Below are 26,566 nucleotides of genomic sequence, written 5' to 3'. Positions count from 1 at the left end.
TTCCTTATACCGCAATCGCGTCAATCAAACCTTGTTCTTGCAACTGACCTTGCATCGCCAAAGCCAATACCGCCATACGCACCGCAATGCCGTTGGTCACCTGATTTAAAATCACCGATTGAGGGCCATCGGCAATACTCGAATCAATTTCTACGCCACGGTTCATTGGGCCAGGATGCATCACAATACAATTTGGTTTGGCAAGTGCCAAACGCTCTTTGTTTAAACCGTACATTTTGTAGAATTCGGCTTGTGAAGCGAGTGCAGGCGAATCAATACGTTCATTTTGAATACGCAGGGTGATAATTACATCGCAATCTTTAATGCCATCTTCCATTTTGTTAAATAAACGCACACCAGCGCCATATTCATCAAAACCGTACGGCAATAAGGTGTTCGGTGCAATCACGCGAATATCTTTACAGCCCAAAGTTTGCAAGGCTGCCACATCAGAACGTGCAACACGTGAATGTTTAATATCACCAATAATCGCCACGCTTAATTCTTCGTAAGCACGTTGTGTTTCACGGCGAATCGTCAACATATCTAACATAGCTTGAGTCGGATGCGCATGACGACCATCGCCCGCATTAATAATGGCAACATTCGGGCATACAGTTTTGGCAATAAAATGTGCTGCACCTGAAGAAGAATGGCGTACCACGAAAATATCCGCTGCCATCGCCTCTAAATTCCACAAAGTATCACGTAAAGTTTCACCTTTAGAGGTACTTGAACGAGCAATATCAATATTGAGTACATTGGCAGAAAGACGCTTGGCTGCGGCTTCAAATGTGGTACGGGTACGGGTAGAGTTTTCGAAGAACAAGTTCATCACCGTACGCCCTTCCAGCAAATTATTGGTGATCAGTTGATTTTGTTCATTGAAAAAGGACTGTGCTGTGTCCAGAATTTTAGTAAGGGTTTCTTTGGAAAGACCTTCGATGGTCAAAAAGTGTTTTAAATGCCCATCTTTATTCAATTGAATCTGGCTCGGAGTATGCAATGCCGCCAAATGCATGAGAGATTCCTTATACGTTAAGTTAACGCATTATACAGAAATTGATTTATCAAAGCAGTGCCCGTTGGCGTGATTTCAGCAAAAGAAATGGATGATTTTAAAAATTAAGTCAGTGCTATACATCTAGACTTTCAATGAAAAAATACATTTTGTAAAAACTCAGCACTCGCTCTGCACTTCAAATTTCAGGTCTTTTTGAAAGCAAATCGAGTGCTCGACGCCAAATGCCTTCTAGCGTAATGCACCAATATAATGATGTGCGACCTGTGCTTGATAAATTTCTTCTTCTGTTGGTTCGTGCGTCTCTTCTAAACTGTCTGTTAGCTCCTCACTCTCTTCTTTTTTATCTATGCTTAGATCATTTTGAATATCATTGGTTCGATCATACTGCGGTGCCAATTTCACTAATATTGCTTCCAAACGAGATGTCTGATGATGCAGTTCAGCATCTTGTGTCTCCAAAGCCAACTGCACCACATAACGTGCGTAATCGGTATTTTCCACTAAATACATCACATCTATTACACGTCCACTCACACGTCTTAAACGGGTATAAATTAAAGTTGCAACCGAAAAAAGTTCACTTTGACCAAGCGCATGCAATGTACTCATCTGAATATAACCCCTTATATTTTTGCTTTTAAAATGCTTTTTTCATTTGCATGAAGTTCAGTATGCAACTCACATTTAAGCACTCAAACACGATGTGTATTTGCAGCTTGAACTCATGCCACCAAGTATTAGCAAGATGCGTACCAATCATGTGAATATTCAGATATTTAAAAACCAATAAAAAGCGTTAACCATAAAATGTGATTAACTTGATCTCGTTCCATTAGTGATAATTTTTGTGATATCCATGGCGAATGTAGATTTAGCCAAGACACTTATTCAACACCGTTTAAAATTCTGCTGATTTCAGGCTAAATCACTAAGTTTTACCACACAAAATACGTTAAAATAGCCGATTGCTGAATTGCTTTTGGAAATTTTCATGAATTCGAAACCCCGTCTTTCTACATATTGGGTCACCTGTGCAGATGGACTTGAAACCTTACTTCAAGAAGAAATGCAAGGTTTAGGTATTCAAAATATCGAACGTTTACCGGGTCGTTTAATTTTCAAAGGCACACTCGAAAATGCCTACCGTGTCTGCATGTGGTCACGTCTGGCTTCTCGGGTACTCACCCCTATTCATACCCATGAAATTGAATTCAGTCACGATGCGCGCGATGTTGCCGAAGAGCTCTATGAAGGTGCGCTTAGCTTTGACTGGTCACTGATTTTTGCACCACAAAGTACGTTTGCAGTGCGTTTGCATATCGAACGTGACATCAAAGTAAATAGCCAGTTTGCGACTTTACGCGTTAAAGATGGCGTAGTGGATTCATTTATGGATGCTGTGGGCAAACGCCCAAGCATCGACATCAAACAGCCAGAAATTACGCTGTATGTTTTAGCAGGGAAAACTGAACACACCTACTGTTTAGATTTATCGGGCGACTCGTTGCATAAACGTGGTTATCGTCGTTTTATGACCGATGCGCCAATCAAAGAAAATCTTGCAGCGGCAATTCTGCAAAAAGGTCAATTACAACACATTCAGCCTGACATCATTTTAGATCCGATGTGTGGTTCAGGTACCTTTATTATTGAAGCTTTGATGATGCTGACTGACCGTGCGCCAGGTCTAGTACGTCGTTTTGGTTTTAATGGTTGGCAAGGCCATGACCATGAATTATGGATGAACATTAAAGCTGAAGCAGCAGAACGACATCAGACAGCATTACAACAACCGCTGCCAAAATTCTATGCTTTTGATGCAGACTGGGAAGCAGTCAAAGCCACCAAGCAAAATATTATTGCTGCCGGTTTTGAACACTTGCTCGATCAGATTCAAATTGAAGAACGTACTTTGGCCGACTGGCCAGATTTTCAGGCTGAAGGTAAAAAAGCCTTTATTGTCACCAACCCACCTTATGGTGAGCGTTTAGGCGATAAAGCCTCGAACCGTGCCTTGTATTTGGGTTTATCTGCCCTATTGCAAAAACATTTCCCAAATCAAAAAGCAGCTGTAATTGCCGCACAGGTCGAACAAGCCGATGTACTGGCATTTAATAACCCTCAAATTCTACGTTTGATGAACGGTAAACTACCAATTTACGTACGTTTTGGGACAATCAAACCTGCAACAGTAGCACGTCCATTCTTAGCTGACTGGCAACCTCAGCAATTTGAACCGATTGAAGGTGCAGAAGACTTCACTAACCGATTGCAGAAAAATATGCAAAGCCTGAAAAAATGGGCTGTGAAAGACAACGTCTATTGCTTACGTTTATACGATGCAGACTTGCCTGATTTTAATGTCGCAGTCGATTTATACGGCGATCGTTTGCACGTACAAGAATATGCACCACCGAAAAAAATTGATCCTGAAAAAGCCAAAAAGCGTTTTAATCTTGCATTACAAGCAATTCGTGCTGTAACGGGCTTAGGCCGTGATGCTGTATTTATTAAGACACGTGCCCGCCAAGAAGGTAAAAATCAGTACACCAAACAAAGTACTGCTTCTAAGCGTTTTATCGTGCAAGAAGGTCAAGCGAAAATTTTGGTCAACCTGACGGATTATTTAGATACAGGTTTATTCCTAGACCACCGTCAAATGCGTTTACGCATTGCCAAAGAAGCTCGTGGCAAGCACTTCCTGAATTTATACAGTTACACCTCAACTGCAAGTTTGCATGCTGCACTTGGCGGGGCTGCAAGCACCACCAGTGTCGATTTATCTAACACCTATTTAAACTGGTCTAAAGAAAACTTCGTACTGAACGGTTTGACTGTAGACCATGCAGATGAACAGCATCAATTCTTTGCTAGCGACTGTTTTGAATGGCTCAAGGAAGGCCATGAGCAATATGAACTAATTTTCATTGACCCGCCAACCTTCTCGAATTCCAAAAAATTCTATGGAACCTTTGATGTACAGCGTGACCACGTATCTTTAATTAAGCGTGCCATGAACCGTCTAACCACAGGCGGCACGCTGTACTTCTCTAACAATTACCGTGGCTTTGAAATGGATGAAGAAATTGAAGCCATGTTTGATGTGCAAGAAATTAGCCATGAAACCATTGGTCCAGATTTCAAACGTAACACTAAAATCCACCGTGCTTGGAAAATCCAACATCCACCTGTTTAAGCAAAACGATTGCTGATAAAACAAAGCCTGTTCAATTGAACAGGCTTTGTTTTTAAGGAATAGATAAATTTATTGCGGTGTTAAAAACTTCTTTTCACCATATTGATAATGCATAGACAATTTAAACTCATCACCATCGCGATGAATTTGCTGGCTGCTTTGCATCGCACTCAGCATTTGCTCCAACTCCTGATCTGACATGCTTTTACCTGCTGCACGCATATAGTTATTCATCATGGTTTTAACCACTTGCTTATTAAAGCTTACATCGGTTTGTGCCTCTAATAAGCTTGGGAACATTTTTGCCAAACCTTCTAAGGTGGTCTGATGCCCTGGCATCACTTTGCCAACAACATCTGCCTGAATACTACCAGTACCTAATTTCAGCTGATTGTGCTTCGATTCAAACTTAAAACCATCATTAATGAGTGCAATCATTGCCTGTCTTGCATCTTTTTCAAAGTTTTCTGCTTCTAAGCAGGAGTTGCTTTGTTTTTGAATAATATCAAAGAAGGTCTGCGTTTTCGTGCGTTGTAAGTCTTTAACATCCCAATTGAACTGCAAATCTTGCATTGCGGGTACATTGTCTAAACCCAATTCAGCAATTTTGAATTTGGATTGAATATCAACTGTACGTTCATGCAATTGCGTATCCATACGCCAACTTAGATTTTTCATTTGCCCTGAAGCGTGTGCTTCACGGTCTTGGCGCTGCATTTCAGCAATATTAAATTGGAAATAACCTGGCTCTAAAGCCTGAGCATTCAAGGCTTGATTGGTTTTAAAATGCATACCTTTCAATTGGGTATTTCCAAATTCATCACGTATGCTTAAGGCTGGCAAATCAAGACTCATATTTAAGATTTTATGCTGTCCCTGTACTTGTTTGGCCTGAAACTCAATTTGCATTGGCTCAATTTTAGTATGAAACGCACCCTCTTTTTTTTCTATAACAGGTGTTTTTAATTGTGTGGTCGATACCCCAAGCCAATTGACGTGAGTCGTCACCTTCAAAGGCTGTTTAAAAAATTCTGCGTATGCACCCGTTCCCTGCACTAAATCAAGTTGTGAATGAATGGTATAGCCTTTCCATGTACGCTGAATTTGATCGTCACCATTAAACACTAATTTTTCTTTGGCATTACATGGGTCAGGTACAAAGCTCGCATTCCATTTTGCAGAGCCTTGCAAAGCGCCCATTTTATAATCTGTATATTGCACATTCATATTCGGTGCAGGTTTTAAACTTTGCTGATAATGCGCATTTAGACTTTTATCGGCATACAAATTGCCCGCAGCGACAGCCCCCGCCAACACCACAAGCCCCATTCCACCCCATACTATTTTTGACATAGATTCTGCTCAGAATTTATCTATTCTTATTGAACAAAAATTATAATTAATTTAAACAAAAAAAAGATAATTGTTTTGCAAATAAATCACTTAAATATAATATCCATCACAAAATAATTAAAATAGCTGTCATTTTTAACCAAAAATTTTACTTATGTGACCTAAATTGTCAGTTACAAAAAACCCAGCCGAAGCTGGGTTTTCTTAAAATAATTAACAGACGCAGCATTAGCTGAGTTTCATTTTCTCAAACACCAATTGCCCTGCTTCAGCTTTAATTAAAATCGTATCGCCTGCAACAAAATCACCTGCTAAGATTTTTTGCGCCAACGTATTTTCAACTTGTTGCTGAATTGCACGTTTCAATGGACGTGCACCATAAACAGGGTCAAAACCTGCATCAATCAATTGATCAAACGCAGAATCGTCTATCGACAAACTCAAATCGCGCTCGCTTAAACGTGCACGTAAGCGATCCAATTGAATATCGGCAATACCACGAATTTGTGCTTTTTCCAGTGAATGGAACACCACCAATTCATCAATACGGTTAATGAACTCGGGACGGAAATGTTGTGATACAGCAGCCATTACCACGGTGCGTACTTCCTCACGGCTTGGATGATCTCCCAATTCACGTACATCATGCGAACCAAGGTTAGAGGTCATCACAATCACGGTGTTTTTAAAGTCCACCACACGGCCTTGAGAGTCGGTTAAACGCCCATCATCCAACACTTGCAGCAAGATGTTAAACACATCAGGATGGGCTTTTTCCACCTCATCAAACAACACTACACTATATGGCTTACGACGGACTGCTTCGGTGAGTACCCCACCTTCCTCATAACCCACATAGCCTGGAGGTGCACCAACCAAACGGCTCACCGAGTGTTTTTCCATAAATTCAGACATATCAATCCGAATCATGGCGTCATCGCTGTCAAACAAGAAGTTTGCCAAAGCTTTGGTCAGTTCTGTTTTACCTACCCCTGTCGGGCCAAGGAACAAGAACGAACCACTTGGGCGGTTAGGGTCAGACAGCCCTGCACGTGAACGACGTACTGCATTCGACACTGCTACCACAGCTTCTTCTTGCCCAACAACACGTTTATGCAAGAAGTCTTCCATGTTCAGCAGTTTTTCACGCTCACCCTGCAGCATTTTCGATACAGGAATACCCGTTGCAGCACTGACCACTTCTGCAATTTCATTGTCTGTCACTTTGTTACGCAATAATTTTGGCTCTTCTTTCTCTTCAACCAACTCATCTTGCGCCAATTGTTTTTCCAATTCAGGAATCACACCGTATTGCAAACGTGACATTTCAGCCAAGTCATTTTCACGCTGTGCTTTTTGCAATGCCATACGCGCCTGATCAAGTTGAGTCTGAATTTGCTTGGTGCCTTCAACTAAGGTCTTTTCAGCTTTCCAGACTTCTTCCAAATCATTGTATTCTTTCTGAACTTCAATAATTTGTTTTTCTAAATGCGCAACTTCGGCACGGCTACCAGCATCTTCATCTTTCTTCACTGCTTCAAGTTGCAGCTTTAGCTGAATCAAACGACGCTCTAATTTATCTAAAGCTTCAGGTTTAGAATCCAGCTCCATTTTAATTCGTGAAGCGGCCTCATCCACCAAGTCAATGGCTTTGTCAGGAAGCTGACGGTCTGTAATGTAACGATGCGACATTTTAGCGGCTGCAATAATCGCAGAGTCTAAAATTTTCACCCCGTGGTGCACTTCATAACGCTCTTTCAGACCACGTAAAATTGCAATGGTGTCTTCTACACTTGGCTCATCTACCAATACTTTTTGGAAACGACGTTCCAAAGCAGCATCTTTTTCAATATATTGACGATACTCATCTAAAGTCGTTGCACCTACACAGCGCAACTCACCGCGTGCCAATGCAGGTTTCAACATGTTGCCTGCATCCATTGCACCATCACCTTTACCCGCACCCACAAGCGTATGCAATTCATCAATAAATAAGATGACTTCGCCTTCTTGTTTGGCCAAGTCTTTCAGTACCGCTTTCAGGCGTTCTTCAAACTCACCACGATATTTCGCACCTGCCAATAACGAGCCTAAATCTAAAGATAAAACACGTTTGCCTTTTAAGCTTTCAGGCACTTCACCATTCACAATACGCTGTGCCAAACCTTCAACAATTGCCGTTTTACCTACACCCGGCTCACCAATAAGCACAGGGTTATTTTTGGTACGGCGTGACAACACCTGAACTGTACGGCGAATTTCATCATCACGGCCAATGACTGGGTCTAGCTTGCCCGCCAACGCACGTTCGGTTAAATCAATGGTGTATTTATTGAGTGAGTCACGTTGATCTTCGTGATTATTGCTCATGACTTTTTCATCCCCTCTAATTTTGTCAATCACGCTACGCAAACTGTTTGAAGTCACACCCACACTGTTAAGTAGTGTTTTGGTTGCGCCCACTTCAGCCAAACCAAGTATTACCCAATCGGTCGATAAAAACTCATCACCTGCTTTTTGGGCAAAGCTGTCTGCCAAATTCAGCGCTTTAACCGCTTCTGGGCTTAAATTAATATCACCTGTTGGATTGGCCAAAGTTGGTGCATCGGCAATCGCTTGCTGTAACTTGCTTTGCAAATCACGCAAATTTGCACCTGCTTGTTGTAATAAGCTGATATTGGACGCTTCTTCAAGCAAAGTCGCTAATAAATGAATACCCTCAATGGCGGTATGGTCTTTCCCCATCGCGAGAGACTGGGCATCAGATAGGGCTTGCTGTAAGCGGTTGGTAAACTTTTCAAAACGCATTCTTGTTATTCCTCACAACAAATTGTGTACTTGATGGATATATGGGAACGCTGATGTAAATTTCAATTAAATTTTTATATATTTTTCAAAATCTTAATTAAAATTAACAGATAGATTTTAGTAATAATATTGGACTGATTAGTGTAGATTTCAAGTTTAATCTGGTAATTTTTTATAATGTGGATTTAATCAATATACAGTTGTATATCAATAATTTAATAAGGAGGAAGTGGTGAAATATACAATTTGAAACAATGATTGGCATAAAATACCAATCATTGACTGACTATCTAGTCATAACTCATTCTTGTTCGATAACTTCAAAATCGTGGCTAATTTCTACACCACCATCTGACAGCATTTTACTTGCAGAACAGTACTTTTCTGCAGAAAGTTCAACAGCCTTGGCAACCTGCTTTTCCTTGACTGCCTTGCCTTTGACCACAAAATGTAAGTGAATTTTAGTAAAAACTGCAGGGATGCTATCGGCACGTTCAGCCTTCAACTGACATTCCACATGGGTCACTTCTTGGCGCGATTTCTTTAAAATAGTCACAATATCAAACGAAGCACACCCACCAAGTCCCATTAAGATCAGTTCCATAGGACGTGGTCCACGGTTTTCACCACCATATTCTGCAGATCCATCCATCACTACAGAATGACCACTTTCCGATTTGGCTTCAAAAGCAACGTTCTCTAACCATTGAACACTTGTTTGCATTGCAACTACCTAAAAAAAGCTATAAATTTACACGGGTATTTGTACACTAACATAACTTGAGTTGATAAGGAATTTCATCTCTACTGTGTGACAAGTTCAGACTAGGTCTTGTGCGATCTATTATTTATCCATTTTCGGAACCGTTAGCATGACTTCAAACTTTTCGCAGCTTAGCACCGATGCATTGTCCCCAGGGCAACTGCCGGACTCGGTGAAAGCATTATTAAAACGTGCGTACATCAACCGTTATCCAAAACGGACAACTATTGTTGATGCGGGGACTGAATCTAAATCATTGTATTTGATTTTAAAAGGTTCAGTATCAATTATTCTTCGCGAAGATGATGATCGTGAAATTGTGGTTGCGTATTTGAATCCAGGTGACTTTTTTGGGGAAATGGGCCTGTTTGAATCAAATCCACAACGTACTGCAGAAGTTCGTACACGTGATGTGTGTGAAATTGCGGAAATTACATACGAAAATTTCCACGAACTTAGCAAACAATATCCAGATTTAAGCTATGCAGTATTTGCACAGTTGGTACGTCGCCTAAAAAATACTACACGTAAAGTGACTGACCTTGCCTTTATTGATGTTTCTGGTCGTATTGCACGTTGTTTGATTGACCTTTCTGCACAGCCAGAAGCTATGATTTTACCAAATGGTCGTCAGATTCGTATTACACGTCAGGAAATTGGCCGCATTGTAGGTTGTTCACGTGAAATGGTTGGTCGTGTACTGAAAACACTTGAAGAGCAAGGCATGATTGAAACCGATGGTAAAGCCATTCTGATTTTTGACGCTTCTTTGGAGCAAAATGAAGCCACTGATGGCGACTTTGATGACGAATAAGCCATCCACATGCTAAATAAAAAAGCAAATCTTCGGATTTGCTTTTTTATTGCCTGCATAAAACTTATAGCCATTTTCAAATATAAAAATACAATTCTTACGACCATTACAAAGCATCAGCAATTTTAACTGCCACAAGCGGCTCAAAATGGTTTAGCCTCTTATAACATCACTTCATAAATATTATCTTGAGCGAGAGGCAATATGCAATTTAGACCATTGGCAAAGACGGGTATTTTAGTTCCAGAAATCTGCTTGGGCACCATGACCTTTGGTGAGCAAAACACGCAATCAGATGCCTTCCAACAGCTGGATTACGCCTTGGAACGTGGCTTGTATTTTTGGGATACCGCAGAGATGTACCCTGTTCCACCCAAAGTAGAAACCCAAGGTGCGACTGAAACCATGATTGGTCACTGGCTGCACCAACGTGGTGGACGTGACAAAATATTTCTCGCCTCAAAAATTGCAGGACCATCACAAGGTGGTAGCCATATACGAGATGGCAAAACCCGCTTTAATGCGCAAGATATTCGCTCAGCCTTGGATGGCAATTTAAAACGCCTACAAACCGATTATATCGATTTATACCAACTACACTGGCCACAACGCCCAACCAACTTTTTTGGCAAGCTTGGGTATGGCAACCCAGAAGCACAGAATACCCAGGAAGTCACCGACTTGGCCGAAACCTTAACTGCATTGCAGCAGGAAATTGAAAAAGGGCGAATTCGTTATATCGGTCTATCCAATGAAACTCCATGGGGCACCATGAAGTTTTTACACTTGGCAGAACAGCTTGGTTTAAGCAAATTCGTCAGCGTACAAAACCCTTATAACCTGCTCAACCGTAGCTATGAAATTGGCATGTCTGAAATTGCCCATTATGAAGGTGTAGGACTACTTGCCTACTCTCCTTTGGCTTTTGGCTATTTAACTGGTAAATTCCGCAACGGCGCACGTCCTGCCAGTGCACGCGTCACTTTATATTCACGTTTTAGCCGCTACAGCAACCCTGAAAGTGAATGGGCCACAGAGCAATATGCCCTACTTGCAGAGCAGCATGGCTTGAGCTTAACGCAAATGGCATTAGCCTTTATTAAGCAACAATTTTTTGTGACCAGTACTATTATTGGAGCAACTACTATGGCACAACTTAAAGAAAATATTGATGCATTTGATGTCAATTTATCTGAAGAAGTGCTACAGGGCATTGAAGCTATTCATCGTCAGCAACCGAATCCAGCACCCTAATTTCATTTTAAGCACTGCTTTAAAATAAAATTAGAAATTGAAATAAATAAGTGAGCTGGCGTTTAAATTGAAAACATAAGTTCAGCTATAACGCACCATTTTTATGTTGTTTAAAGTCAAAAATTTTAAAGAAAGGATGCGCATTTCCATGCACATCCTTTCTTTTATTCATCTGTCTTACTGACCGATATTATCTTAGCGACGGTTTTGGTTATAAATTGCCTGAGCTGCAGGTAAGTTTTTGCGCATTGCTTCAATACGCTGACTGTTCGATGGGTGTGTTGACAAGAACGATGCACCACCGCCACCTTCAAGTTTGTTCATTTTTTCCCAAAGGGTAATAGCAGCTTGCGGGTTATAACCTGCACGTGCCATCAGCATTAAACCGCCCTGATCGGCACGACCTTCCAAATTACGCGAATATGGCAAGCCAATCCCAATTTGCGTACCCAATTGTGCTGCTGCTGCACCCAATTGACCGACGTTGTTACCCGCTGCACTTAAGCCAACATTCAACGCCAAGTTTGTTAAAGCTTGCGCACCAATTTTACTTTTAGCGTGTTCTTCTAGTGCGTGCACCATTTCGTGCCCCATAATTGCAGCAATTTCAGCATCGGTTAAATTCAGTTTATTCACAATACCTGTGTAGAACACTACTTTACCGCCTGGTGCGACAAAAGCATTGACTTGATCAGATTTGAGTACCGCCAATTGCCACTGGAAAGGCTGACCAGTTTGGTTCATTTGGTTGGCATGTGGAATCAAACGCTGAAACACAGTATTGATACGTTTATACGTGGTTGAACTCGTGTCTAACTGATTTTTATTGCGTGCATCTTGCACCATTTCGTTATAGCTTTTGGTTGCAGTTGCATTTAGGGTCGCAGTATCTGCACCCGCCATGTCTGCAACAGTGGTACACCCTGAAACTGTGATTGCGCCTGCGGCACATAAACTCAACATCAGTTTTTTGTTCATTATAATAATCTCCGCCTTACGAGCTATCTTCATATGAATCAATTATATGAAATCAATTCAAGGCTTTAAATCTATAATCGCTTCATAATCATATTATTTATGTAAACGACAGCTAAGCTCTGTACAGATTGTATGTCTAAGCGATCAATAACTGCCTTAGTAAAGAAATTGATAACACAACCAAAATACTAAACAGAAAACATTTAAACCCAAGTAAATTTTAGACACTACTTCTACTTTTTCTTCCATTTCTGGATTTTTGCGTTTGTAGAGTAGGTAAGCATTTTGAATCAGAATCAGTGGCACCAAAATACAGGCAAAAATAACGCTTAAACCAATAAATGCCTGATACATAATATTCGGATCATGCTTTTGCGATAAAATCAGCATCATGGCAATGGTCGGTGCGCCGCCCATCGCAAACAATAAAGAATAAAAAATCGTACTGGTAATATTTTTATGCATCCTGCATAACCTTAATTAAATTTAATTTTCTAAAGCCATTGTAACAAGCCACCCTGCTCTGCACAGCGCCAGTCATCTGCAACTTTAGTCTTGAAAAAACAACTCACTCAGCATCATCTATAATGTTTCCAAAAATGAGTCGCTATTGAAACTGAAACAACAGCAATAAAAAGCCCCATCATTTAGACAGGGCTGAATACATCATCAGAGCTTAAATGCTATGCTAAAGCACAACTACTTAAGCATCAAATGGATGACGTAATACAATCGTTTCTGCGCGGTCTGGACCTGTAGAAATAATGTCGATTGGACATTCAATTAACTGCTCAAGACGTTTGATGTAGTTCACTGCATTTTCAGGCAATTGTTCTACACTGGTCGCGCCCACAGTTGATTCAGACCAACCTGGCATTGTTTCATAAATTGGCTTTAAGTTTTCGTATGCAAGCGCATCAGAAGAACCTACGCAACCTGAATCGGTATTTTCATAACCTACGCAGATTTTGATTTCTTCTAAACCGTCCAATACGTCTAACTTGGTCAAGCAGATACCAGAAAGTGAGTTTACATCGACTGAACGACGTAAAATTTCGGCATCAAACCAACCACAACGACGCTGACGACCTGTAGAAGCACCAAACTCGTGACCCACGGTACCTAAGTGTTTACCAATCGCATCACCTACGTCATTTGCTGCGTCATACACCAACTCAGTTGGGAATGGGCCTGCACCAACACGTGTGGTATAAGCTTTGGTAATCCCTAAAACGTAGTCTAAATGTAATGGACCTAAGCCTGAACCTGAGCTTACACCGCCCGCAGTTGTATTCGATGAAGTCACATACGGGTATGTACCGTGGTCAACATCAAGCAATGAGCCTTGCGCACCTTCAAACATAATGTTGTCACCGTTTTTACGGTAATTATGAATTTCAGTCGTTACATCAACCACTAATGGTGCAATCACTTCACGCCATTGGTCACATAGCGCTAAAACTTCATCTAACTGAACTGCTTCAACACCGTAGTATTGTGTCAATTGGAAGTTGTGATAGTCCAATAATTCAGTCAATTGAGCGCGTAATGCTTCACCACCACGAACCAAGTCAGCAACACGAATCGCACGACGTGCAACCTTGTCTTCATAAGCTGGGCCAATACCACGACCTGTTGTACCAATTTTGGCATTACCACGTTTTTTCTCACGTGCTTGGTCAAGTGCAATGTGGTTCGGCAAAATAAGCGGACAGTTTGGTGAAATACGTAAACGCTCTTTCACTGGCACGCCTTCTTGCTCCAAAATACCCATTTCTTTAATGAGTGCTTCAGGAGAAAGTACAACACCATTACCAATTAAGCACAGTACGTTTTCACGTAAAATACCTGATGGAATGAGGTGTAATACAGTTTTCTTACCACCAACCACGAGAGTATGGCCTGCGTTGTGTCCGCCTTGATAACGAACGACTGCCGCCGCCTGATCTGTGAGCAGGTCGACGATCTTACCTTTACCTTCGTCGCCCCATTGGGTACCAAGTACCACAACATTCTTGCCCATAATAGCCTCATTACATCATGCTGTTAAAATTGAAAACCAAGACCTGTAACATGAAACATGCCTTGGCGATTAAATTTTTTCGACTGTCCACTCACCATTTGCAAGAACCAATTGGTGCGTTGCGTATGGAACCGAGTTTAAATCATCATTGCCCAACAATTGAATTACACTAAAGCCTTGCGCACGTGTGTTTTGAATAGCAGCAATTAAATCAGGTTGTGAGCCTTTAGGCGCAACAACAACAGACGATGATTCAAAACGACCTGCACTTAATACAAACAAGTCACAAGAGAAACCTGTTGCAGGGCGCGCACGTCCGAAATGCTGACCAATGCCATCATAACGACCACCTTGAGCCAATGGCGCAGCACGATTTGGTGCATATACCGCGTACATTAAGCCAGTGTGATAGTGATAAGAACGCAGCTCAACCACATCAATACCAATATGCAGATTTGGCCAACGTGCCTGAATTTCAGCTTGTGTTGCTTTCACGGCTTCAAACGCTTGCTTAAATTCGCTATTTGCCAACACTTCAGCACTTAAATGAGCCTGCAAAGCAGTTAAATCACTGGCAAAGCGACCTAGGGCATAGAAATCTGAACCAAAGTTTAAATCTTGAGTAAAGTCAGCCAGTTCTGGCAATGCTTTACGCTGATATAAATCTGACAATTGACGTTCAGTGGCTTTGCTTAATTCTGCTTGTTTAACCAAGCTACGGAACAAGCCGACATGACCCAAGTCTAAATGCACACCTTCTGCCAGACCTGCTTCTTTTAGCAAGCTGAGCATCAGATCAACCATTTCTACATCGGCATCAATGCTGTCTGAACCAAATAACTCTGCACCCAATTGCAACGGCGCACGTGTGGTATTAAAACCTTGGGGTTTGGTATGTAAAACCGTACCTGCATAGCAGTAACGTGCAATACCATCTACAGGATGTACATGCGCATCAATACGTGCCACTTGTGGTGTCATATCGGCACGCACACCCAGCAAACGACCTGAAAGTTGGTCGATGACTTTAAATGTGGCAAGGTCTAAATCTTGATTCGATTCTGAAAGAGAAGATAGAGATTCAATGTATTCTATGAATGGCGTGTACACCAACTGATAACCCCGAGATGCGAGGAAATCCAATGACTTACGACGCAAGCTCTCAATGACTTGCGCTTGTTCTGGTAATACATCAGCTACACCATCAGGTAATAACCATGTCTCTGAAATGGGCATGTTGTAAACCTAAATTCTTGTTTGCGCGGAACGAATCCGCATAAAAAAATCGGGAGCACACCCGATTTCTCCTAGTTTAGCATGATACTTTTGCTCATGCACCTGACTTTTTCTGAAATATGCGGTAAAAAAGCTTGATTCAGCATGACATTAAAACGCGATGTATTAAAAGTCCTGACTCCCTTTAACCGCTTTAGCCAACAAATTGACTAACTCCACATTCTGCATTTCTAACTGCGTGGTTTTTTGTACAGTTTTATCCAAAACATCTTGCTGAACCTGCATTTTTTTAGCCAAGTCCTGCATAATTTCTAGTGTCTTTTTCAGGTTTTCTTCCAAATGTAACACTTTCTGTTCCAATTGCTGTTGGTGTTGCACATCGGAGTTGCTGTCTGCCTGATTTCTGAATTGCAACCAAATCAAAAAAATCACGGCTAGCGCCAACAAAAGAATAAATCCCCACAATAAAATAATCATCATCCCACTACTCTATTTTCAATCTTATAGGCTAAATTTGCTATATTCATCAATGAATTAACTTCAGGTTTTCGTCTACACACCCATCACTATTACATGCTTTAGCGGCTTTGTATAGCAAACCGCATAAGCTAAAAATCACGCTACCCGCTGACTAAAAGATTCACACAAGTCGAGTAAACGGTTGGCATAACCCCATTCATTGTCATACCACGCAAAAACTTTGGCCTGATACCCCACCACCATAGTCTGGCTTAAATCGACAATTAATGAATAAGGCGAATGATTAAAATCACTCGACACTAAGGGCTCATCGGTCACTTGCATAATTTCTGCATAATCATGCGCGGCCGAAGCACACAGCACCTGATTGAATTTGTGCACCGTAATGGGTGACTGAGAAATAAAAGTCAGGTCAATTGCAGCGACGTTAATAGTCGGCACACGAATAGAATAACCATCAATTCGATCTGCCATTTTAGGCATCACCTGTTTTAATGCACCCAAAGCAGATGAAGTGGTTGGAATAATATTTTGCCCTGATGCTCGGGCACGACGTAAATCACGATGTGCCTGATCCAGCACAGTTTGATCTGCTGTGACTGCGTGAATTTCGGTCATTAAAGCCGTGTCAATACCAAAAGCATCATCAATAATTTTAACCAATGGCACTAAAGCCTGCGTGGTACACGACACACTGGAAATAATTTGATCAGTGGGTTTGACTTCGTGATGATTGACACCATAGACAATCGCAGCATCGACAGTATCAAATGGTGCTGCACCAATAATGACGCGTTTAGCACCCGCAGTAATATGCTGGGTTGCAGCTTCACGTGAACGGAACAATCCTGTACATTCCAAAACAACATCTACATTTAACGATTGCCACGGTAACTGTGCAGGTTGCGCCTGATTCAGCACCTGAACTTTGAGTTGTGCCAAGCCCGCAGAAATATTCAGAAAAACCTGTTCATCTTCAAGACTAATTTCGACCTGCCCTTTAAAACGACCGTGGGTACTGTCATATTTAAACAAGTGCACCAAAGTTTCGACATCGGCAATATCGTTAATGGCCACGATTTCAAAATGAAAGTCTTTGGGATTTTCAAACCAAGCCCGCAGCACATTGCGCCCGATTCTACCAAAGCCATTGATTGCCACTCGTTGCATGACTGATCCTTTCATAATGAAATCAAAATTTAAGCAGTGCTATGTTAATAGATTTTGCTCAACTACTGAAAAAAATCAGATCAATTCTGCGAATTTTCACGCAATTTGTTGTTTAATTCGGCAAATTAAAATATCAGCTTTGGTTTTCTACCGCACATCTACGTTTTCTTAACTTTTCTGCATTCCGCTTTATGGCAGTTCGGCATACTCCGTGACCCGCAGTAAGCACTTACTTTGAATGTAAATGTTCATCATCTTCTATTGCAAAGATTTATTCTGCGTAATCGCAACAAAGTTTGCGTCAGAATTGTCATCTATTCACACTAAAATGATTGGTGATAATGGCTTTTTCCGTTATAATTTGGCGTTTTTAAAATTTTAAGCCTGCATGACAGCAAAAGAATTATTTTTGTCAGACTGTCGTGCGTTTAGCCAAATCGGAAATTATGGAGTGACTTGGTTGTGAGTACTCGTTTTATGACATCAGCTGAAATTCGTGAAGCATTTTTGCGTTACTTTGAATCGCAAGGGCATACACGTGTCGCATCGAGTTCTCTAGTACCCGCCAACGACCCAACCTTGTTATTTACCAATGCGGGTATGAACCAGTTTAAAGACTGTTTCCTTGGGCTAGAAAAACGTGATTATGTACGTGCTGTCTCTTCTCAAAAATGTGTGCGCGCAGGCGGTAAACACAACGACTTAGACAACGTAGGCTATACCGCACGTCACCATACTTTCTTTGAAATGCTAGGTAACTTCTCGTTTGGTGATTACTTCAAACGTGATGCGATTAAATTCGCTTGGGAATTCCTAACAGGCGAACAATGGTTGGCGCTACCGAAAGACCGTTTATATGCCACGGTTTATCATACCGATGATGAAGCGTTTGACATCTGGAACAAAGAAATTGGTTTAGATGCATCTCGCATTATCCGTATTGGCGACAACAAAGGCGGCCAATATGCTTCAGATAACTTCTGGGCAATGGGCGATACAGGTCCTTGTGGTCCATGCTCTGAAATCTTCTATGACCACGGTGATCACATTTGGGGTGGCCTACCAGGTACGCCTGAAGAAGATGGCGACCGTTTCATTGAAATTTGGAACAACGTCTTCATGCAGTTCAACCGTACTGCTGATGGCGTGCTTCACCCGCTTCCAGCACCTTCTGTAGATACAGGTATGGGCTTAGAGCGTATTTCTGCAGTATTACAACATGTGAATTCAAACTACGAAATTGATCTGTTCCAGCACTTACTCAAAAATGCAGCAGAAATTATTGGTTTAGACACGACTGAGCTTGAGGCAACTGCACAGCAAACTGGTAAACCTGTAGACTACCCTGCTTCACTTAAAGTAGTAGCTGACCACGCCCGCTCTTGCTGCTTCCTAATTGCCGATGGTGTAAACCCTTCTAACGAAGGTCGTGGTTATGTTTTACGTCGTATTATTCGTCGTGCAGTACGTCATGGCAACAAACTTGGCGCAACAGGTTCATTCTTCCATAAAATGTTGAAGCCACTCATTGAAGTAATGGGTGATGCCTATCCTGAACTTGCAGCACAACAAGCACGCATTGAAGCGCAACTTTTGAAAGAAGAAGAGCAATTTGCCAAAACACTTGAGCAAGGTTTGAAATTGCTTGAAGGTGAATTAGCGCAACTGAAAGGCTCTGTAATTCCAGGTGAAGTCGTATTTAAACTGTATGACACTTACGGCTTCCCGACTGACTTAACAGCAGACATCGCACGTGAACGTGAATTGACCATTGACGAAGCGGGTTTTGAAGTTGAAATGGCAGCACAACGCCAACGTGCACGTGACGCAGGTAAATTTGCCGTTGACTACAACTCAATTGTGAAAGTTGAAGGTGACACTCAATTTGATGGTTACGATGCTACTGCAGGTGAAGGTCAAATCATCGCAATCTATAAAGATGGTGAGCAAGTTGATGAAGTCGTTGAAGGCGATGAAGCCTTAATCGTACTGAATCAAACGCCTTTCTATGCAGAAAGCGGTGGTCAAATTGGCGATACAGGACTCTTCAAAAACGAAACAGGTATTTTTGAAGTTCAAGACACCAAAAAATCTGGCGGTGCATTTGTCCATCAAGGTATTGTGACGATGGGCAGCCTAAAAGCTGCGCAAACGGTCGAAGCCATTGTAAAAGCAGATATCCGCGAAGCAACTGCACGCAATCACTCTGCAACACACCTGTTACATGCTGCCCTACGTCAAGTTTTGGGTGCGCATGTACAACAAAAAGGTTCATTGGTTGCCTCTGACATTTTACGTTTTGACTTTGCCAATGACCAACCTGTGTCATTTGAGCAATTGCAAGAAATTGAGCGCTTGGTCAATGCAGAAGTCATTGCCAACACTGCCGTGTCTACTGAACTATTAGACATTGAAGCAGCGAAAGCCAAAGGTGCGATGATGCTATTTGGCGAAAAGTATGGTGATGAAGTTCGCGTACTTTCTATGGGTTCTATGATCGAAGATAAAAACTTCTCGATTGAACTGTGTGGTGGTATTCACGTAAAACGTACGGGCGATATTGGCTTATTCAAAATCATCTCTGAAGGTGGTGTTGCAGCTGGCGTGCGTCGTATTGAAGCGATTACAGGCAGCAAAGCCGTTGATGCCGTTCAAAAAACTGAACGTGACATCAGCAGCATCAATGCATTATTAAAAGCGCAAAAAGACCAGACTTTAGAAAAAGTCACCAGTTTGGTCGACACTGCCTCTAGCCTTCAAAAACAAATTGAACAGCTCAATCAAAAATTGGCAAACTTCCAAGCAACAGAACTTCTAAGCCAAGTTCAAGAGATTGCGGGTCGTCAAACGCTGATTACAACGGCTCAAGGTATGGACGCAAAATCACTGCGTAACTTACACGACGGTGTAAAATCTAAACTCGACAATGCAGTGATTGTACTTGCAGGTGTAGAAGACGATAAAGTCAGCTTAATCGCTTCTGTTGCAAAAGACTTTACTGCTACGATTAAAGCAGGTGACATCATTAAACACTTGGCTACAGAGCTAGGTGGTAAAGGTGGTGGTAAACCTGATTTGGCACAAGGTGGCGCGCCACTTAACGAGAAGTTTGCAACAGTAATGGCAGATTTAACTGCTTGGCTTGCGGCAAAATAACTTCACTTTTTGTGTAACTGACCCTGAACCGGTAATTCAGGGTCATGGCTTATATGGAACAACTATGGCACTAATCGTTCAAAAATATGGCGGTACTTCAATGGGTACCCCCGAGCGCATTTTAAATGTTGCTCGTCGTGTGAAGCGCTGGCATGATCATGGCCACCAAGTAGTGGTTGTGGTTTCTGCCATGAGTGGCGAAACCAATCGCCTACTCGCTCTCGCGAAAGCCATTACCGAAACCCCTGACCCGCGTGAACTAGACCAAATGGTGTCTACAGGCGAACAGGTAACGATTTCGATGTTAGCGATGGCGCTGAACTCTATTGGCGTTGCAGCAAAATCACTAACAGGTCGCCAAGTTGGTATTCAAACTGACAGCGCTTTTACCAAAGCACGTATTGAATCAATCAATACCGATGTATTGACTGAAAACCTAGATGCAGGTCGTGTGATTGTAGTTGCTGGTTTCCAAGGTTTCGATGCTGAAGGCAATACCACAACTTTAGGTCGCGGTGGTTCAGACACTTCTGGCGTTGCATTGGCTGCTGCGTTAAAAGCAGATGAATGTCAAATTTACACAGATGTAGACGGTGTATATACCACTGACCCACGCGTTGCACCAAAAGCTAAAAAAGTAGATCGTATTTCTTTTGAAGAAATGCTAGAAATGGCGTCATTAGGTTCTAAAGTATTGCAAATTCGTGCGGTTGAATTTGCAGGTAAATACCAAGTCCCTTTACGTGTATTATCAAGTTTTGATAATGACGATGATGGCGCATTCGACAAAGACTTTAAACAAAATGTCGGCACACTCATTACTACTGAATTGGAAGACAACATGGAACAACCTATCATCTCAGGTATCGCATTTAACCGTGACGAAGCAAAATTAACTATTTTAGGTGTGCCTGATGAGCCAGGTATTGCATCTAAAATCTTGTCACCTATTGGCGCTGCCAATGTTGAAGTTGACATGATCATCCAAAATGTAGAAGAAGATGGTACTACTGACTTTACTTTTACTGTAAACCGTGGCGAACTTGCCAAAGCAAAATCAATTCTTGAAGCAACTGCCAAGGAAATTGGTGCGCGTGAAGTCGCTACACGTGGCGACATCGTGAAAGTATCTATCGTAGGTGTAGGTATGCGTTCACACGCAGGTGTTGCAAGCAAAATGTTTACTGCACTTGCAGATGAAGGCATCAACATTCTGATGATTTCTACTTCTGAAATTAAAATTTCAGTCATTATTGAAGAAAACTATTTAGAGCTTGCAGTACGTACTTTGCACACTGTATTTGGTCTAGATCGTGAAAGTGGCGAGTCTAGCGCACGCGCTTAATACGCCCTTGTCAGAAAATGTAATTGTCTGACAAATTTTGCGAAAAAGTACAAAAAAATAGAGCCACTATAGTTTTTTTTATAGTGGCTCTGTTATATTGAGCAACATGCTTTTATAAATTTTGGCAGATGTGTATCTTATAAAATGAATAATGGTACATTCTGATAAAATTTAATTGTTTTTTATGTGGTTGTGACTTTTAATTTGCTTTAAAAAATCAATGCAGGTTTAGCATTTTGCAAGGAGATAAACATGCTGATTCTGACCCGACGTGTCGGAGAAACATTAATGATTGGAGACCAAGTCAGCGTGACTGTACTTGGTGTGAAAGGTAACCAAGTTCGTATTGGTGTAAATGCCCCGAAAGAAGTATCGGTTCATCGTGAAGAAATTTATCAACGTATTCAACACGAACGTGCCATGCATGAGCATTTACAGCACCTTGATCAAGATTATCAACCTTCATTTGAAGAAGATAACTACTCACAAACTGACTTTAATCGTTAAGCGATTAAATGTGATTGAATATAAAGCGGCCATTGAGCCGCTTTAAATTTTTCTACTGTATGCTGTCAAAGTGACACATTTTTTAATGTAATCTCCAGCATTTTTGCATGAAACTTACTGTGAGTTTTCCATTAATTCCAGCGCTTTACGCACTGGGGCAAAACTACGTCGATGCGCAGCGATCACACCGTGCTGGGCAATTGCTTCAAAGTGAGCTTTGGTTGGGTAGCCCTTATGTTTAGCAAAACCAAATTGCGGAAACTCTTGATCAAGCAGTATCATTTCACGGTCACGCGCCACTTTAGCTAAAATGCTGGCTGCAGAAATTTCTGGATGCAAAGCATCCCCCCCTACAACAGCATCGCATGACATACTTAAACCCGGCGGAATTTTATTGCCATCCACTAATACATGTGCTGGTTGAATCGCAAGTGCCTCTACCGCACGCCGCATCGCCAACAAAGATGCTTGTAAAATATTGTATTCATCAATTTCGGCAGCAGAAGCGTCTGCAATCGCCCAAGCCAGTGCTTTTTCCTGAATTTCAAAAAACAACTTTTCACGTTTCTTTTCAGTTAGTTTTTTAGAATCGTTTAAGCCCTCAATTGGGTTATTCGGATCTAAAATGACAGCAGCAGCAACCACGGAACCTACTAAAGGTCCACGCCCTGCTTCATCTACACCTGCAATTTTCATGTCTATGTTCCAGAAAAATAGGCTGAATATTCAGCCTATTTTGGCACAATAATGTGCCTATATTGAGTTTTGAGTGAATGAGCTTATCTAACCGCTTCTGCTACACAGGCATTGATGGTTCTAGACACTGCATTGCTCACAATTGTTGCACGTGCAGCAGGATCAATCGCAGCAGTTGCCAAATCAACTGCAGTCACGTTTTGTGGTGCTTTTTCACTCACACAGCCACAAATTTCAGCTTGAATATTTTGCTTCTGATTTGGTGTCATTACACGAGTTGCAGTATGCCATGCAGGAATGTTGTTTAGCTCAGTGACACATTTCGCATTAATTGCAATTTTAATTGCAGCCATGCCTAGTTGTTGTGTCGCTGTTGGTGCAGATGTGGTTGTACCCGTGGTTGTGGTACATGCAGATAAAACCAATGCTACAGGTGCCAATACAGCAAGTAATTTTTTCATAAAGATTTCCCATATTAAGGATCATTTGATCTGATGATCATTACAATGCCGCTATTGTGCCTAAACTTCAGCAGTGAAGGAATAGTGATTTGTTATTTCCATCACTATTTTTTGGCCTCATTTCAGCAGCGTTGCAGATTTTCAACACTCCGTTGCACACAGGTGCTTTTTTGCCTATAACGCATTGTTTAGCATGCAAACATCAATTTTGCTCTGAAACAGAGTATGAAACAGACAAATCAGTATTACACCCGTACCGCACAAGTTTTACATTGGCTGATGGCAGTTATATTTATTGCCGCATGGGCAGTTGGCTTTTTTAGTGGTAATTTTTTAAGTTATGAGTCAGATGGTAGCTTTAAAGGTGATGTAATTACCTTACATAAGAATATTGCCACACCTATTATATTTTTAATGGTGATTCGTCTATTTTGGCGTTATACCCACCCTGGCGCCACAACTGCCAAACAGCATGTCACCATTCATAAAAACTCTGGCACATTTGGGGCACTTGGGTTTGTATTTCATGCTGATTGCCATTCCAATTACAGGCTGTTTATTTAGCTGGAGCGTAGGTAAACCTGTGCCTGTACTGTATTTATTTGAAATTCCAGCTTTGTTGGATAAAAACCCTGAGCTGTTGGCCATTGTAAAACCTGTACATACTTATTTGTCTTGGTTTGCAGGTGTAATGGTGGTCGGTCATGTGCTTGCCGCACTGAAACATCATTTTATTGATAAAGATGACGTACTCCGCAGTATGACTCAACAAGGCAAGTCATCAAACTAGAACTTTAATTTTAAACGATTCATAACACTGACCTACAAAAAGCAGCTTCAATCAAGCTGCTTTTTTTGTAATCTAGCATCGTGTGCATTGCATTAAGTTCAAGCCAATGCCTGAATTTGATCTATCCATTTCTGTTTTTCTTCAGCCGAAATAAACGAGGCTTCAAAAGAGTTGATTGCCAATTGTTTCAGTTCATCATTGCTTAAATCTAAAGCTTGGCTAATTGCAATAAAGTTATCATTCATATAACCACCAAAATAAGATGGATCATCAGAATTAACTGTGACTTTCACCCCTTGTTGCAATAAGCGACGAATATTGTGCTGGGCCATATCATTAACCACACACAGCTTTAAATTACTCAGCGGACATACCGTGAGTGGCATCTTTTCTGCAATTAAACGCTGCAATAACACTGGGTCTTCTTCTGAACGTACGCCATGATCAATACGATTTACTTTAAGCAAATCCAATGCTTCCCAAACATATTCTGCTGGGCCTTCTTCACCTGCATGCGCCACCACTAAAAAACCTGCTTCACGTGCTTTGGCAAAGACACGTTCAAACTTTGCAGGCGGATGCCCCATTTCACTCGAATCCAAGCCCACAGCAATAATCTGATCTTTATAAGGTAATGCCTGCTCTAAAGTTTCAAAGGCCGCCTCTTCACTCAAATGGCGTAAAAAACACATAATCAAATGTGAGCTGATGCCTAATTTTGTCTGTGCATCATCGCAAGCACGTTGTAAACCATTGATGACCGTTGCAAATGGCACACCGCGCTCGGTATGGGTTTGCGGGTCAAAAAACATTTCAGTATGAACCACACGATCTGCAGCACATTTTTCAAAGTAGGCCCACGCCAAATCATAAAAGTCTTGTTCATGCACCAATACTTGTGCGCCTGCATAATAAATATCTAAAAAAGACTGCAAATTATGAAAGTTATAGGCTTGTTTAACTTCTTCTACCGACTGATAAGGAATTTCAATTTGGTTGCGCTGCGCGATGGCAAACATCAGTTCAGGTTCAAAAGTACCTTCAATATGCACATGCAATTCTGCTTTAGGCAATGCACGAATTAACTCTAATGGGTTCATGTTTCATCCTGTTTTGCTATTTTATGGGAGAATTTAAGAAAGAAAAAAGGGTGTAAACTGAGTTTACACCCTTTTGCTGTTTGAGAATATTAACCGCCAAACATGGCAAATTTTAAGGCCCACAATGCTGCAATAATCCATACCATATACGGCACAGACTTCGCTTTGCCTGTAAGTAATTTAATTAACGCATAGCTAATAAAACCCATCGCAATGCCATCGGCAATTGAATAGGTAAACGGCATAAATACCACGGTTAAGAATGCAGGAACTGCTTCAGTGATGTCGTCCCAGTCAATATGCACAATGCCTTGAATCATCAACACACCGACAAATAACAACGCAGGTGCTGTGGCAAAACCAGGCACAGATTGTGCAAGTGGAGCCAAGAACAAGCAGGCAATAAATAATAGACCAACAATAACTGCCGTTAAACCAGTACGACCACCCGCAGCAACCCCTGCAGAAGACTCAATATAAGGTGTGGTGGATGAAGTACCTAATGCTGCCCCCGCTACAATTGCAGATGAGTCAGCAAACAAGGCTTTTTTCAAACGAGGAAGTTTGCCATCTTTTAACAAACCTGCACGGTGTGAAACCCCAACCAACGTGCCTGTAGAGTCGAATAAATCAACCAAGAAAAAGACAAAAATCACACCAATTAAGCTAGCCGTAAACAGACCTTCAAAATCCATTTGCATAAATGTTGGTGCAATAGATGGAATTTCACCTACAACGCCTTTGAATTCACTCAGGCCTAATGCAGTTGAAATGGCCGTAAGGACTAAAATGCTAATGATAATCGCACCGCGAACTTTAAAGTGATGCATCACCACCACCATTAAAAAGCCAAACAATGCCAGTAAAACTGAAGGTTGTTTTAAATCCCCCAAACCAACCAAGGTTGCAGGATTATCAACAATAACACCTGCATTTTTGAGTGCGATTAAGGCAAGGAATAAGCCAATTCCGCCACCAATAGCCAGTTTTAATGACATCGGGATGGCATTGACAATCGCTTCACGGATTTTAAACATGCTGATGGCAATGAAAATAATCCCTGAAACAAAGACTGCAGCCAATGCGGTTTGCCATGGCACGCCCATACCCAAACATACAGAATAAGTAAAATAAGCGTTTAAGCCCATGCCCGGTGCAAGCGCAATTGGATAATTGGCAATAATCCCCATAACCAAACAGCCAATTGCAGCGGCTAAACAGGTTGCGACAAAGACCGCGCCATGATCCATCCCTGTTTCAGATAAAATCATCGGATTGACAATAATGATGTAACACATGGTTAAGAATGTGGTTACACCCGCCAAAAGCTCGGTGCGGAATGTGGTCTTGTTTTCGCTAAGTTTAAACAAGCGCTCAAGCATTCCTGCCGAAGATGGATTAGGAGTCGTCAT

General features: G+C 41.5%; 21 protein-coding genes and 1 pseudogene. 7 read left to right on the top strand and 15 right to left on the bottom strand.

Annotation, left to right across the window (positions count from 1 at the left end):
- Nucleotides 1-4: 4 nt before the first annotated feature.
- Both HHA41_RS07925 and HHA41_RS07920 read right to left on the bottom strand, forming a co-directional pair.
- Nucleotides 5-1,021, bottom strand: a complete 1,017-nt coding sequence (locus HHA41_RS07925) for an aspartate carbamoyltransferase catalytic subunit (RefSeq protein ID WP_168461277.1) — start codon at nt 1,019-1,021, stop codon at nt 5-7.
- Between the two features lie 231 nt (nt 1,022-1,252).
- Nucleotides 1,253-1,633, bottom strand: a complete 381-nt coding sequence (locus HHA41_RS07920) for a hypothetical protein (protein WP_168461275.1) — start codon at nt 1,631-1,633, stop codon at nt 1,253-1,255.
- Nucleotides 1,634-2,015: 382 nt separating this feature from the next.
- Here HHA41_RS07920 and rlmKL point away from each other — a divergent pair, with 382 nt between their 5' ends.
- Nucleotides 2,016-4,220: a bifunctional 23S rRNA (guanine(2069)-N(7))-methyltransferase RlmK/23S rRNA (guanine(2445)-N(2))-methyltransferase RlmL gene (rlmKL, locus tag HHA41_RS07915; protein ID WP_168461274.1), complete on the top strand. Its 2,205-nt coding sequence runs from the start codon at nt 2,016-2,018 to the stop codon at nt 4,218-4,220.
- A gap of 69 nt (nt 4,221-4,289) precedes the next feature.
- Here the strand turns inward: rlmKL and HHA41_RS07910 are convergent, their stop codons facing one another.
- From HHA41_RS07910 to HHA41_RS07900, 3 genes are all read right to left on the bottom strand, one after another.
- Nucleotides 4,290-5,573: a DUF945 family protein gene (locus tag HHA41_RS07910; RefSeq protein WP_168461272.1), complete on the bottom strand. Its 1,284-nt coding sequence runs from the start codon at nt 5,571-5,573 to the stop codon at nt 4,290-4,292.
- 228 nt (nt 5,574-5,801) lie between these two features.
- The gene (gene clpB, locus HHA41_RS07905; protein WP_168418987.1) at nt 5,802-8,381 is read right to left on the bottom strand and encodes an ATP-dependent chaperone ClpB; all 2,580 of its coding nucleotides are present in this window, start codon (nt 8,379-8,381) and stop codon (nt 5,802-5,804) included.
- 301 nt (nt 8,382-8,682) lie between these two features.
- A complete protein-coding gene (locus HHA41_RS07900; RefSeq protein ID WP_168418988.1) occupies nt 8,683-9,105 on the bottom strand; it encodes an OsmC family protein in 423 nt (140 codons plus the stop codon).
- A 148-nt stretch (nt 9,106-9,253) separates the two neighbouring features.
- Between HHA41_RS07900 and crp the strand changes: the two genes are divergently transcribed.
- Together crp and HHA41_RS07890 are read left to right on the top strand one after the other, a co-directional pair.
- A complete protein-coding gene (crp, locus tag HHA41_RS07895) occupies nt 9,254-9,958 on the top strand; it encodes a cAMP-activated global transcriptional regulator CRP (RefSeq protein ID WP_167845925.1) in 705 nt (234 codons plus the stop codon).
- 204 nt (nt 9,959-10,162) lie between these two features.
- Nucleotides 10,163-11,212 carry an NADP(H)-dependent aldo-keto reductase gene (locus tag HHA41_RS07890; protein ID WP_168461271.1) on the top strand — a complete coding sequence of 350 codons (1,050 nt, stop codon included), beginning with the start codon at nt 10,163-10,165 and terminating at the stop codon, nt 11,210-11,212.
- 195 nt (nt 11,213-11,407) lie between these two features.
- Here HHA41_RS07890 and HHA41_RS07885 read toward each other — a convergent pair whose 3' ends face one another.
- The 6 genes from HHA41_RS07885 to HHA41_RS07860 all read right to left on the bottom strand — a co-directional run bounded on the left by HHA41_RS07885 (nt 11,408) and on the right by HHA41_RS07860 (nt 17,099).
- A complete protein-coding gene (locus tag HHA41_RS07885) occupies nt 11,408-12,190 on the bottom strand; it encodes a M48 family metallopeptidase (RefSeq protein ID WP_168418990.1) in 783 nt (260 codons plus the stop codon).
- Between the two features lie 156 nt (nt 12,191-12,346).
- Nucleotides 12,347-12,655, bottom strand: a complete 309-nt coding sequence (locus tag HHA41_RS07880) for a hypothetical protein (RefSeq protein ID WP_004971573.1) — start codon at nt 12,653-12,655, stop codon at nt 12,347-12,349.
- Between the two features lie 238 nt (nt 12,656-12,893).
- Nucleotides 12,894-14,213: an adenylosuccinate synthase gene (locus HHA41_RS07875; RefSeq protein ID WP_004971574.1), complete on the bottom strand. Its 1,320-nt coding sequence runs from the start codon at nt 14,211-14,213 to the stop codon at nt 12,894-12,896.
- A gap of 69 nt (nt 14,214-14,282) precedes the next feature.
- A complete protein-coding gene (locus HHA41_RS07870) occupies nt 14,283-15,449 on the bottom strand; it encodes an ATP phosphoribosyltransferase regulatory subunit (RefSeq protein WP_168461270.1) in 1,167 nt (388 codons plus the stop codon).
- A 165-nt stretch (nt 15,450-15,614) separates the two neighbouring features.
- On the bottom strand, nt 15,615-15,929 hold the full coding sequence (locus HHA41_RS07865) for a hypothetical protein (RefSeq protein WP_168418992.1): 315 nt from the start codon (nt 15,927-15,929) through the stop codon (nt 15,615-15,617).
- A 135-nt stretch (nt 15,930-16,064) separates the two neighbouring features.
- Nucleotides 16,065-17,099 carry a type I glyceraldehyde-3-phosphate dehydrogenase gene (locus HHA41_RS07860; RefSeq protein ID WP_168461269.1) on the bottom strand — a complete coding sequence of 345 codons (1,035 nt, stop codon included), beginning with the start codon at nt 17,097-17,099 and terminating at the stop codon, nt 16,065-16,067.
- Between the two features lie 462 nt (nt 17,100-17,561).
- Here HHA41_RS07860 and alaS point away from each other — a divergent pair, with 462 nt between their 5' ends.
- From alaS to csrA, 3 genes are all read left to right on the top strand, one after another.
- Nucleotides 17,562-20,255 (top strand): alanine--tRNA ligase, encoded by a 2,694-nt coding sequence (gene alaS / locus HHA41_RS07855; protein WP_354667274.1) that lies wholly within the window; start codon nt 17,562-17,564, stop codon nt 20,253-20,255.
- 64 nt (nt 20,256-20,319) lie between these two features.
- A complete protein-coding gene (locus HHA41_RS07850; RefSeq protein ID WP_168461268.1) occupies nt 20,320-21,600 on the top strand; it encodes an aspartate kinase in 1,281 nt (426 codons plus the stop codon).
- A gap of 252 nt (nt 21,601-21,852) precedes the next feature.
- Nucleotides 21,853-22,107 (top strand): carbon storage regulator CsrA, encoded by a 255-nt coding sequence (csrA, locus tag HHA41_RS07845; protein ID WP_168418995.1) that lies wholly within the window; start codon nt 21,853-21,855, stop codon nt 22,105-22,107.
- A 114-nt stretch (nt 22,108-22,221) separates the two neighbouring features.
- Here csrA and rnhB read toward each other — a convergent pair whose 3' ends face one another.
- Entirely contained in the window at nt 22,222-22,803 is a 582-nt protein-coding gene (gene rnhB / locus HHA41_RS07840) for a ribonuclease HII (protein WP_168461267.1), read from the bottom strand.
- A gap of 83 nt (nt 22,804-22,886) precedes the next feature.
- Nucleotides 22,887-23,264 (bottom strand): hypothetical protein, encoded by a 378-nt coding sequence (locus tag HHA41_RS07835; RefSeq protein WP_168461266.1) that lies wholly within the window; start codon nt 23,262-23,264, stop codon nt 22,887-22,889.
- A 225-nt stretch (nt 23,265-23,489) separates the two neighbouring features.
- Between HHA41_RS07835 and HHA41_RS07830 the strand changes: the two are divergent.
- Nucleotides 23,490-24,054: pseudogene (locus HHA41_RS07830) on the top strand (cytochrome b).
- 98 nt (nt 24,055-24,152) lie between these two features.
- On the opposite strand, the gene HHA41_RS07825 reads toward HHA41_RS07830, so the two are convergent.
- Together HHA41_RS07825 and HHA41_RS07820 are read right to left on the bottom strand one after the other, a co-directional pair.
- A complete protein-coding gene (locus HHA41_RS07825) occupies nt 24,153-25,154 on the bottom strand; it encodes an adenosine deaminase (RefSeq protein WP_168419530.1) in 1,002 nt (333 codons plus the stop codon).
- An 89-nt stretch (nt 25,155-25,243) separates the two neighbouring features.
- Nucleotides 25,244-26,566, bottom strand: a complete 1,323-nt coding sequence (locus tag HHA41_RS07820) for an NCS2 family permease (protein ID WP_168419531.1) — start codon at nt 26,564-26,566, stop codon at nt 25,244-25,246.

The organism is Acinetobacter sp. A1 (assembly GCF_012371315.1).
Taxonomy (GTDB): domain Bacteria; phylum Pseudomonadota; class Gammaproteobacteria; order Pseudomonadales; family Moraxellaceae; genus Acinetobacter.
This window is presented reverse-complemented; position numbering and strand designations above follow the sequence as displayed.